Source organism: Tardiphaga sp., assembly GCF_044336785.1.
In the GTDB taxonomy this organism is placed as follows: Bacteria; Pseudomonadota; Alphaproteobacteria; order Rhizobiales; family Xanthobacteraceae; genus Tardiphaga.
On the sequence record NZ_JBIIOT010000054.1, the window covers coordinates 24,756 to 35,792 of the forward strand.

Sequence of the window (11,037 nt, forward strand, 5' to 3'; positions counted from 1 at the left end):
GTCCCACAGGTCCTCATGAAATCAGTCGCCCTTCCCTGCCTGCTCGTCGTCACACTCGGCAGCGGCCACGCATGGAGCCAAGGCGCCACCGGGGGCAGCCTCGGCAACGACAACAAGTCGCTGTCCGGCTCGTCCTCCGAGCCACGTGCCGCAGCACCCGCGCGCCGCGAGCGATCCGAGCCGCGCGCAGCGCCGGTCCGGCGAAGCTCCGATGACGGCGGCGGGAGTGTCGCCCGGTTCGATGGCAGGTGGCGGATGAGCTTCACCGGCCGAAGCAAGATATGCGCAGGCATCACAGCCGACAGCACATTTACAGTCTCCGGCGGCCGCACCAATGATGGCAGCACCGTCACTTCGAGTGGCGCGTTCCAAGGGGTTGCCAATACCAGCGGCGTGAGTGCCGTCTTGACCGGCCGCCTGTCCGGCCGCAGCGGCGGCGGATCGATGCAGATGTCGAATGGCTGCAGCGGCCGATGGACGGCAGTGAAGCTGTGATTGGCGCTGTCTACGCCTTGCGTTGTGGTCGCATGGTCTCGCCGATCGCGACCACGATCGCGCAGATGGCGACCAGCACGATCGATGCCGCGGAGGCCGCCGGCAGGTCCGTGCCGGTCTCCGAGATCTTGCTGTAGAGCACCAGCGGCAGGATGTTGACCTGCGTGCCCGCGAGCGCCAGCGCGGTGCCATAGGCGCCGATCGCCACTGCCGCCGTCAGGCAATAGGCCGCGATCAGGCTCGGCAAAATCTGCGGCAGCATCACCTCCACCAGCGTGCGGAAACCACCTGCGCCGAGCGATCGCGATGCCAGCATCTGGTTGCGATCGAAATTGCTGATGGCCGGCAGCACGATCAGCACCACGCGCGGCACGAGATAGTAGGAATAGGCAAGTCCGAGCCCGACCGGCGAGAAGATGAAGCCGCCGATGACAGCGGGATCGAAGCCGAGCTTCGCCAGCAGCAGCGTGACGAAACCGGCGCGGCCGAGCAGCAGGATAAAACCGTAGGCGACGATCAGGCCGGAGAACGTCAGCGGCAGCGAGATCGCGATCAGCGCCGCTGTGCGCAGGCCCGGTGCCAAGCGCGCCAGCGCCAGTGCGACGCAGAAGCCGACCACGAGCGAGAACAGCGGCGCCACGGTGCCGAGCACCATGGTGCCGCGCAGCCCGTTCCAGAATACGGGATCGGCGGTGAGGCGCGCGAAGGCGCTGCCGCCATCGGTGAGCGCCCCGATCAGCACCGCGCCCACAGGCAACAGGAAGAACAGCCCCAGCACCACGGCGCCGGGGACAGTCATGGCTGCGAGCATCGATGTGGAAACGCGTGCGGACATGTCTGGCTCGTGTTATCGATCGTCATTGCGAGCGAAGCGAAGCAATCCAGTCTTCCTTCGCTTATGGCCTTCTGGATTGCTTCGTCGCTACGCTCCTCGCAATGACGGCGTGTCACTGCCCCAGCACGGCCTTCGCCCAGCCGGCATCGATCTCGGCCTTATTGGCGGTGGCCTTGGCGATGTCCAGCGCCTGCAACTGGGGTGCTGCTGGCATCTTGTCGGCGACGCTCGCCGGCAGGGCCACACCCGGCACGGCCGGACGCACAAAACCCTCGGCAAAGATCTTCTGGCCTTCCTCGCTCATGATGAAGTTGAGCCAGAGTTTGCCGGCATTCGGGTTCGGGCCGTTCTTCACCAGCGAGATTGCGTAAGGCGCGGCGGCGGTCGCTTCCTTCGGGATCACGACAGCGATGCCATCGCCGAGACCATCGGTGAACTTGGCCTTGAGGCCGTCATTCTCGTAGCCGATCCAGATCGGGATCTCACCCTTCAGGAACTGGGCGTAGGGCGTGGTGCCAACGGTGCGCAGCACATTGCCGGCCTTGGTCAGCTTGCCGAGATAATCGATGCCCGGCGCGACATTGTCCATGCTGCCGCCATTGCCGAAGGCGGCGGCGAAGGCAACGACCTGGCCCTGCCCGGTCGAGCGCGGATCCTGATAGACGATGGCGTTCTTGTAGTCGGGCTTGAGCAGGTCGGCCCAGCCGGTCGGGATCGTCTTGACGAGCTTGGTGTTGACCAGGAAGGCAACGCTCAGCGTATGGATGGTGAACCAGCGGCCATCGGCATCGCGCAGCGGCTCGGCGAGCTTGTCGAAATTCACGGGCTTGAAGCTTTCAACGACATTCGCCTTGGCGGCATCAAGGGCGGAGGCCGCGAAGTAATAGGCGGTGTCAGCCTGCGGGCGGTTCTTCGCCTTATCGAGGGCAACCACGGTCGCCGCCGAGCCGAGGTCGTTATAGACCATCTCGACACCGGGATAGCGCTTCTGGAATGCCTTGAACTGGTTGGCCCAGTTGGCCCAGGTCGGGCCGGTGTCGAACGACACGACGAGGCCTTCCTTGCGGGCGGCTTCATACAGCGCCTTCTCGCCGGCATAGAGCTCGGCGCCCTCGAAGGCGAAAGCGGATGGTGCGATGGCGCCCACCATGGTGGCGGCGGCAACGCTGGACAGAAATTGACGTCGGTTCATGTCGGTCTCCTGAGAGTTGCGGGTCACGAAGTCGGTGGCAGAAGTCGGATGGCGTCACGCGGAATCTCCGCACCGGCGATATCGCCGCGCAGATGCGTCTCAAGCCGCACGATGCCGCCGGCGACATCGAGATCGATGCGGCGGATCGGGCCGAGGTAACGATCGGCGGACATCGTGCCGGCGAAGCTGTTGGACCGGCTCGCATCGACTATGCCGGTCAGTGGCGCAACGCGCTCAGGGCGAACGAACACGGTCACTTTCGTGCCGATACCCTGCCCGGTCGTATCGCAAGCGAGTCTGCCGATCGCCGTGGTCACGATCCCATCGGCAGAGACTTCGCCCGGCCACAGATTGGACTGCCCGACAAAGGCCGCCACCGTCGCATCGGCGGGTGTTTCGTAGAGATCGCGCGGCGTACCGATCTGCACGATGCGGCCATCGCGCATCATCACCACCTTGTCCGCGATGGAGAGCGCCTCTTCCTGATCATGCGTGACCAGCAGCGTGGCGATCCCGGCCTGCCGCTGCACGCGCAGGATCTCGTCACGCATCTCCATCCGCAATCCGGCATCGAGTGCCGACAGCGGCTCGTCGAGCAACAGCCCCTGCGGTTCGAACACCAGCGCGCGTGCGAGTGCCACGCGCTGCTGCTGGCCGCCGGAGAGTTCGGTTGGATAGTCGTCGGCGCGCTTGCCCATGCCGACGCGGTCGAGCATCTCGACCGCGCGCGTACGGCGCTCGGACCTCGCAATGCCGCGCACCTTGAGCGGAAAGGCGACGTTCTCCCACAGCCGCATATGCGGAAATAGCGCATAGTTCTGGAACACGACGCCGAGCCGTCGCGTCTCCGGCAGCGTGTGGCCGACGTCGACGCCATCGATCAGGATGCGACCGGTATCCGGCTTGATGAAGCCGGCGAGCAGTTTCAGGATCGTCGACTTGCCGGAGCCGGACGCACCGATGATCGCCAGCAATTCGCCGCGGCCGATCTCCAGCGAGATATCGAACACGCCGGTGGACGTGCCGGGATAGCTGAAGCTCACATTGTCGTAGCGCAGTGTCACGTGATGGCCCTCGCGGTGCGGCGGCCGGCGATGCGTGCCGTGAGCCCGCTGGCGAGCGAGGCCAGCGTCGCTAGTGCCAGCAGCACCACGGTAGCTGCGCAGGCAAAGCCCGTCGCGCCATAGAAGGCCTGCAGCAACACCACCGGATAGGTGCGCGACAGGAAGCCCGACACCAGGTTTGAAAGCTGGAATTCGCCGATCGAGAGTGCGGCGACGGTAAGCATGCAGGACAGCAAAGACGGCTGCAGCTGCGGCAGCGTGATGTCCCACATCCGCGTGCGGAACGGCGCGCCGAGCGTTGCTGCCGCATGTTCGTATTCGGCAAGGCCGAGCTGCTCCATGTCAGCGACCAGCGCGGTCACCGTATAGGGCAGCGTCAGCACCAGATGGCCGGCCGCAAGCAGCCAGAAACTGCCGAGCCATGGCAGCGCATCAGACGAGAAGACGAGGATGAATCCGAAAGCGAGTACCAGCTCGGGCACTGCGATCGGCATCAGCGTCACGATGCGCGCGGCCACGCGCACGCCGCCCCGCGCGCCAGCATGAATCGCATAAGCGAGTGGCAGGCCGATCAGAAGATTGAGGAGACAGGTGATACCCACCACCTTGAGGCTGGTGGTGAAGGCGCGGCGAAAGCTGGGATCGCCGGCGACCTCTTCATACCACCGCCAGGTGAAGCCCGACGGCAGCAACGTGCCGCTCCAGACCTCGCCGAACGAGCCGAGAAACAGCAACAATACCGGCGCCGCCAGAAACAGCAGATATGCGACCGCGACGATCGGCAAGATCACAACTCCCCGTAAAATGTTGCGCTGAGGTCGAAGCGCCTCAGTTATACGGGGCAGATATCAGTTTTGTGACAAAGCGAAAAGCGTCAGGCGATCGCAAACAGCCTTGCTGCAATGCGCGCGATGACCGCGTCTACGGTATCGATGCGCGCAACGGTATTGACCTCCGGTGCATCGGCCATGGCGAGAACAAGCCGGTTGAATTGTAGTCCCAGCGCCATTTCCGACAGCGTCCCGACCCCACCGCCGATGGCGACGAGGACGAGGCATGCACGCGCGATGATGGCATTGCGTGCCGGGCCGATGCCGGTGGCAATCGGGATAGCAACATAGGGATTGGCCGCGTGCCATTCCTCGTCCGGCAGCAGGCCGACCGGCATGCCGCCATTCTCCGCATGGCCCTTGCACGCCGCTTCCATCACGCCGTTCTTGCCACCGCAGAGCAATTGAAGTCCGTGGCGCGCCAGTGCGGCGCCCATCTGTTCGGCCAGCGCGCGCTGCGCATCGGTCGCCTCACGCGGGCCGATGATGCCGATCGGCACGCCGCGCAGCAGCCGATGCGCTGCGAGCTTTGACAGCGCCTCGCTCGGCGTGACCGGAGCGCCCTGCCTCACCTCGCCATCACGCCATGTCAACGCAGCGGGATCGAAGATACGCGTGCCGTCGCCGAGTTGCTTCGCGGCCTCGTTCCAGAACAGTTTGGTCATGGCACCACTCACTCGTTTCGTGTTCGATCCGCCATCACTGAAGCTTACGATTGCGCTTGTTCACCTCTCCCCACCGGGGAGAGGTGAACAAGCGCCTCATTCGCTTCCATTCATCCTCAGAGCTGCTGGCGCAGCTTCTGGACGAAGGCGACCATGCCGACCTGACGCTGCAGCTTGAGCTGCTCGGCGCGCAAGATGGACTTCACCGACTCGAAGGCGATGCCGATATTGTCGTTGACGACGATGTAGTCGTAGGCGTCGAAATGGCTCATCTCGTCGCCCGCCTTCTTCATGCGGCCGCGGATGACGTCCTCGGAATCCTGCGCGCGTGTGTGCAGACGCTGTTCCAGTGCCTTGACCGAAGGCGGCAGGATAAAGACTGACACCATGTCGTTGGGCGCACGCGAATAGAGCTGCTGGGCGCCCTGCCAGTCGATGTCGAACAGCACATTGTGGCCGTTGGCGAGCGCGTGTTCGACGGGCGCTTTCGGCGTGCCGTAGCAATTGTCGAACACCTTTGCCCATTCGAGCAATTCGTCATTGGCGACCATAGTGTCAAATTTCGCCTGATCGACGAAGTAGTAGTCCTTGCCATCGACTTCGCCAGGCCGCATCGGCCGCGTGGTCACCGAGATCGACATCCGCAGATCTGCGATCTCGTCGATCAGCATGCGCGTCAGCGTGGTCTTGCCGGCGCCCGATGGCGACGACAGCACGAACATCAAACCGCGGCGCTCGACGCCCTCGAAGCTCGACATGGTCACTCCAGATTCTGAACCTGCTCGCGGAACTGCTCCACGACGTTCTTCATTTCGAGGCCGGTGCTGGTCAATTCGAGATCGCCCGACTTGGAGCAGCAGGTGTTCACTTCGCGGTTGAACTCCTGCGACAGGAAGTCGAGGCGGCGACCGACCGGGCCGCCCTTCTTGATCATCTCGCGCGCCTGCGAGATGTGCGAGGCGATGCGGTCGAGCTCTTCGCGGATGTCGGCCTTGGTGGCGATCATCAGTGCCTCCTGCGAGAGGCGATCCTGATCGAAACGATCGGAGGCATCGAGCAATGTCGCGATCTGTTCGGCGATGCGCGCGCGGATCGCTTCCGGCTTGCGGCCCGGTGCAGCCTCGGCCTTCTTCGACAATTCCTCGATCTCGTTGAGGCGCAGGGTGAGGATATCGCCGAGCGTCGCGCCTTCGCGCTTGCGCATGTCGATGAGCGCCTTCAACGCTTCCTCAAAGCCCGCGGCGACGGCGACTTTCGCAGCAGCCTCCTCGGTCTCGTCGGCCTCGGGCTCGACCATCTCGATCACGCCCTTGATATTCATCAGGCCGTCGATGCTCGGCGCCACCGCGTCGATCTTGCTCGCCATCTCGGCGGCGATCTTCAGCACGGCATTGAGCACGTCCTCATTGATGCGCACGGCGGCTTCGGCATTGGCGCGCTTCACAGTGAGATTGGCATAGACGGTGCCCCGCGACAGCACCTCAGTGGCACGCTTACGGGCGCTGGCTTCCACCTCGTCAAAGCCCGGCGGCATGCGCAGGCGGAGGTCAAAACCCTTGGCATTGACCGACTTCAACTCCCACTCGAACGTATAGGGGCCGCTGGTGCCGTGGCTCCGTGCAAAGCCGGTCATGCTCGACAACACCATCGCAAAACACTCCAAAAGATCGAAAGAGGATTCGCGCAATCGCGAACCCGAACAAGGATAGGCCCTTTCAGGCCGGACGGAAAATCAGCGCGGTTGAACGCGTCTCGTTATTGCGCGACGGGCGCGCCGTTCGGCTGCGCTGCGCCCTGGCGGGCCGGCGGCGTACGGGGACGCTGCTGTTGCTGCTTGGCCGGGGCCTGACGCGGCGTGGCGCCGGTGGAGTTACCATCGGCTGGTGCCGCAGCAGCAGGCGCTGGCTCTTCCGCAGGTTCAACCGTGTCGTTCTGCGCCGCCTTCTCGATCGCACGTAACTTCGCGACGTTCTTCTGATGCGCGTCATAGGTCTCGGTGAAGGCATGTGCCCCGGTGCCATCGGCCACGAAGAACAGGTCGCGGGTCCGCGCCGGGTTTGCCGTTGCCTCGAGCGAGGCGCGGCCGGGATTGGCAATCGGGCCTGGCGGCAGGCCATCGACCACGTAAGTGTTGTAAGGCGACGGCTGCTGGATTTCGCTACGCTTGATCGGACGGCCGAGCGTACCCTTGCCGCCGACCAGCCCGTAGATGATGGTCGGGTCCGACTGCAGCTTCATCTTGCGCTGCAGGCGATTGGTGAACACGGCGGCGACACGGCTGCGCTCGTCGGCGCGGCCGGTCTCCTTCTCGACGATGGAGGCGAGCGTGACCAGTTGCTCCGGCGTCTTCACCAACACGTCCGGATTGCGGCGCTCCCAGACATCGGCGAGCACGCGCTTCTGTGCGGCCTGCATGCGCTGGATCACCTGCTCGCGCGGCGTGCCACGCGGAAATTTATAGGTCTCCGGCAGCAGCGTGCCCTCGCGCGGCATTTCACGGATCGAGCCGGTGAAGATGTCGTTCTCGGACAGGCGCGCGACGATCTGCTCGGAGGTCAGGCCTTCCGGGATCGTCACCGAATGCTGCACCACCTTGCCATCGACGATCGTGCCGATGACATCGCGCAGATTGGCGTTCTTCTGGAACAGATATTCGCCGGGCTTGAGATCCTGCGCCGCCTTCAGCGCGAACACCGCACCGAGGAAGACCCAGCGATTGGCGTCGATCACGCCCTCGCGCTGCAACACTTCGGCGATGTCGCCCTTGCCGGCGCGGGCGGGAATGTTGACGATCTTGTCGTCCTGCAGCGGCCCCGGTGCTTCCAGGGCCTGGCGGCCATAGACATACACGCCGCCGGTGGCGAGCATCACCAGAATGATCAGCGTGATGACGGCATTGCCGAATACGACGAGCGGGCTGCGGGCCACATCCGACCGCTTCGGCGGCGGCGGAACCTGTTCAGGCTCCAGCGCGGCGCGCGGGCTACGGGGCGAAATGGGCGACCGCTCACTCATCGATGTACCTAGAGTCCAATCCTGACGGGCTCGAATCCGATCGAATCCGAATACCATCAATAACATACGCCCACGGCAGCAATCGATGCGGATTGCGGCGAAACGGTGGAAGACCTCGACGCGGTTACACGCGCTTGAGGATCACCGACGCATTAGTCCCGCCAAAACCGAAAGAGTTCGACAGCGCCACATTGATCTCCTTCTGCCGCGACTTGTGCGGCACGAGGTCGATCGCCGTCTCCACCGACGGGTTGTCGAGATTGATGGTCGGCGGCGCAACATTGTCGCGAATCGCGAGGATGCTGAAAATGGCCTCGATGGCGCCCGCCGCACCCAGCAGATGGCCGGTGGACGACTTGGTGGACGACATCGCAACCTTGGAAGCCGCATTGCCCAGCAGGCGCTGTACCGCGCCGAGCTCGATCTCGTCGCCGAGCGGCGTCGAAGTACCGTGGGCGTTGATGTAATCGAGATCAGACGCCGTCATGCCGGCGCGCTTCAAGGCGGCGCTCATGCTGCGGAAGCCACCATCGCCGTCCGGCGACGGCGAGGTGATGTGATACGCATCACCCGACAGGCCGTAGCCGACGACTTCGGCATAGATCTTGGCGCCGCGCGCCTTGGCGTGTTCGTATTCTTCCAGGATGACGACGCCGGCGCCCTCACCCATGACAAAGCCATCGCGATCCTTGTCATAAGGACGCGACGCCTTCTGCGGCGTGTCGTTGAAACCGGTGGACAGCGCGCGCGCAGCGGCAAAGCCGGCCATCGCGATCCGGCTGACCGGCGATTCCGTGCCGCCTGCCACCATCACTTCGGCATCGCCGAGCGCGATCAGGCGCGCGGCATCGCCGATCGCGTGCGCACCGGTGGAGCATGCCGTGACGACGGAATGATTGGGGCCCTTGAGGCCGTGTTCGATGGAGACGTAACCCGACGCCAGATTGATCAGGCGGCCGGGAATGAAGAACGGCGACACTTTGCGCGGGCCGCGTTCTTTCAGGATGATTGCCGTTTCGGCGATGCCGGTCAGGCCGCCGATACCGGAGCCGATCAGCACGCCGGTGGCGCATTGATCCTCATAGCTCTCCGGATGCCAGTTGGCGTCGTCGAGTGCCTGCTTGGCAGCGCACATCGCGAAGATGATGAAGTCGTCGACCTTGCGCTGGTCCTTCGGCTCCATCCACTGATCGGGATTGAAGGTGCCGTTGGTACCATCGCCGCGCGGAATCATGCAGGCGATCTGGGCGGGGATATCCGACACTTCGAACGTGTCGATGCGCTTGGCGCCGCTTTCCCCGTTGAGGATACGCTTCCAGGTCGGCTCGACACCGCAGGCTAATGGCGACACCATGCCCAGGCCCGTGACGACTACCCGCCTCATCTGCATCTCCACAGCTTCCTTCAAAAGCGAACTCCCGCGCTCCACAGCAAGAAGCCGGTGGACCGCGGTGACGCGATCCGCCCGGCTTCAGAATGTGTCACGCGAAGAAGTTAGCTCTTGGCATTCTTCTCGAGGAACTTGGTCGCGTCGCCGACGGTGAGAATCGTCTCGGCGGCATCGTCCGGAATCTCGCAACCGAACTCTTCTTCGAACGCCATCACGAGCTCGACAGTGTCGAGGCTGTCAGCGCCGAGATCATCGATGAAGCTCGCGGAATCGATCACCTTCTCGGGTTCGACACCAAGGTGTTCGACCACGATCTTCTTCACTCGCTCGCCAATCTCGCTCATATCAACCTCGTGCTTGTTACCCAGGCTCGTCCGTAGACGATACGAGCCATTGTGGAGCGTTTAACTCGTTAAACCTTGCGCTGTCGCGCCTTGTGGAGTGACCCCGCCGTCCCGGACGGAGCCTCGCGAAAAACGGCAGGCTCGCCCCGCCAATATACAGGGTTTCTACATCCTGCAATGGCCTTCTTTGCCCCACCGTTGGACGACCGATTAGCACACATCATATGGCTTTGCCACACACTGCCGCAGTCGTCCAAAGCCCAATTGAATCACAGCGTTGCGGGAACCCGCACGGCTAGATCATGGCCATTCCGCCATTCACGTGAATGGTCTGTCCCGTGACATAAGCGGCTTCGTTGGAGGCGAGATAAACCGCCGCAGCCGCGATGTCTTCGGGCGAGCCGAGACGGCCTGCCGGCACCTTGGTCAGAATCGTTTCGCGCTGCTTGTCGTTCAGCACATCGGTCATCGGCGTGGCGATGAAGCCCGGCGCGATGCAGTTGGCGGTGACGTTGCGCTTGGCATATTCGGCGCCCAGCGTCTTGATCATGCCAATCAGGCCGGCCTTGGCAGCCGTGTAATTCCCCTGGCCGGGATTTCCGGTGACGCCGACCACCGAGGTGATGGCGATGATGCGGCCGAAGCGCTTGCGCATCATCAGCTTGGTGGCCGCGCGGGCAAGGCGGAAGGTCGACGTCAGATTGACGTTGATGACGTTGTCCCAGTCCTCGTCCTTGAGCTGCACGAACAGGTTGTCGCGGGTGATGCCGGCATTGGCGACCAGGATGTCGAGCTGGCCCATGGCCTTCTCGGCGGAGGGCACCAGTTCCTCGACTTCGGCGGCGTCGGAAAGATTGCAGGGCAGCACGAAAGTGCGGTCACCGAGCTTGGCGGCGAGCGCTTCCAGCACCTCGCGGCGGGTGCCGGACAGCGCCACGGTCGCGCCCTGCGCATGCAAAGCGGCCGCGATCGCGCCGCCGATGCCACCGGTAGCGCCGGTCACCAGCGCGGTCTTGCCTGTCAGATCGAACATTCGTTTCTCCTTTGGCCCTGGGCCAATAAAACTCAAACTCTCAGGGGCACTCCTTCTTCACCTCTCCCCTCCGGGGAGAGGTCGCGCGCCCTGGCGCGCGGGTGAGGGGGCACCACGGGTGACGGCGCTTGCGGAAGCCCCCACACCCCCCCGGCATCGCCCGGCGACCACTCC

General features: G+C 63.9%; 12 protein-coding genes. 1 reads left to right on the top strand and 11 read right to left on the bottom strand.

What is annotated here, in order from left to right; genetic code table 11:
- Positions 1–15: 15 nt before the first annotated feature.
- Positions 16–495: a hypothetical protein gene (locus ACIQ2A_RS16170; RefSeq protein ID WP_398480957.1), complete on the top strand. Its 480-nt coding sequence runs from the start codon at positions 16–18 to the stop codon at positions 493–495.
- A 10-nt stretch (positions 496–505) separates the two neighbouring features.
- Here ACIQ2A_RS16170 and ACIQ2A_RS16175 read toward each other — a convergent pair whose 3' ends face one another.
- From ACIQ2A_RS16175 to fabG, 11 genes are all read right to left on the bottom strand, one after another.
- A complete protein-coding gene (locus tag ACIQ2A_RS16175; RefSeq protein ID WP_398480959.1) occupies positions 506–1,330 on the bottom strand; it encodes an ABC transporter permease in 825 nt (274 codons plus the stop codon).
- Between the two features lie 112 nt (positions 1,331–1,442).
- A complete protein-coding gene (locus ACIQ2A_RS16180; protein WP_398480962.1) occupies positions 1,443–2,522 on the bottom strand; it encodes an extracellular solute-binding protein in 1,080 nt (359 codons plus the stop codon).
- A gap of 23 nt (positions 2,523–2,545) precedes the next feature.
- Entirely contained in the window at positions 2,546–3,586 is a 1,041-nt protein-coding gene (locus tag ACIQ2A_RS16185; protein ID WP_398480964.1) for an ABC transporter ATP-binding protein, read from the bottom strand.
- The gene (locus tag ACIQ2A_RS16190) at positions 3,583–4,371 is read right to left on the bottom strand and encodes an ABC transporter permease (RefSeq protein WP_398480967.1); all 789 of its coding nucleotides are present in this window, start codon (positions 4,369–4,371) and stop codon (positions 3,583–3,585) included. Before ACIQ2A_RS16190 ends, ACIQ2A_RS16185 begins: the two co-directional genes overlap by 4 nt.
- Positions 4,372–4,460: 89 nt before the next feature.
- Positions 4,461–5,081 carry a TIGR00725 family protein gene (locus ACIQ2A_RS16195; protein WP_398480970.1) on the bottom strand — a complete coding sequence of 207 codons (621 nt, stop codon included), beginning with the start codon at positions 5,079–5,081 and terminating at the stop codon, positions 4,461–4,463.
- Positions 5,082–5,197: 116 nt separating this feature from the next.
- Entirely contained in the window at positions 5,198–5,839 is a 642-nt protein-coding gene (gmk, locus tag ACIQ2A_RS16200; protein ID WP_398480972.1) for a guanylate kinase, read from the bottom strand.
- Positions 5,840–5,841: 2 nt separating this feature from the next.
- Positions 5,842–6,729: a YicC/YloC family endoribonuclease gene (locus ACIQ2A_RS16205; protein ID WP_398480974.1), complete on the bottom strand. Its 888-nt coding sequence runs from the start codon at positions 6,727–6,729 to the stop codon at positions 5,842–5,844.
- 107 nt (positions 6,730–6,836) lie between these two features.
- A complete protein-coding gene (mltG, locus tag ACIQ2A_RS16210) occupies positions 6,837–8,096 on the bottom strand; it encodes an endolytic transglycosylase MltG (protein ID WP_398480977.1) in 1,260 nt (419 codons plus the stop codon).
- 124 nt (positions 8,097–8,220) lie between these two features.
- Entirely contained in the window at positions 8,221–9,480 is a 1,260-nt protein-coding gene (gene fabF, locus ACIQ2A_RS16215) for a beta-ketoacyl-ACP synthase II (protein WP_398480979.1), read from the bottom strand.
- A 110-nt stretch (positions 9,481–9,590) separates the two neighbouring features.
- A complete protein-coding gene (locus ACIQ2A_RS16220) occupies positions 9,591–9,830 on the bottom strand; it encodes an acyl carrier protein (RefSeq protein ID WP_056294916.1) in 240 nt (79 codons plus the stop codon).
- A gap of 295 nt (positions 9,831–10,125) precedes the next feature.
- Entirely contained in the window at positions 10,126–10,863 is a 738-nt protein-coding gene (gene fabG / locus ACIQ2A_RS16225; protein ID WP_398480981.1) for a 3-oxoacyl-[acyl-carrier-protein] reductase, read from the bottom strand.
- Between the last annotated feature and the right edge of the window lie 174 nt (positions 10,864–11,037).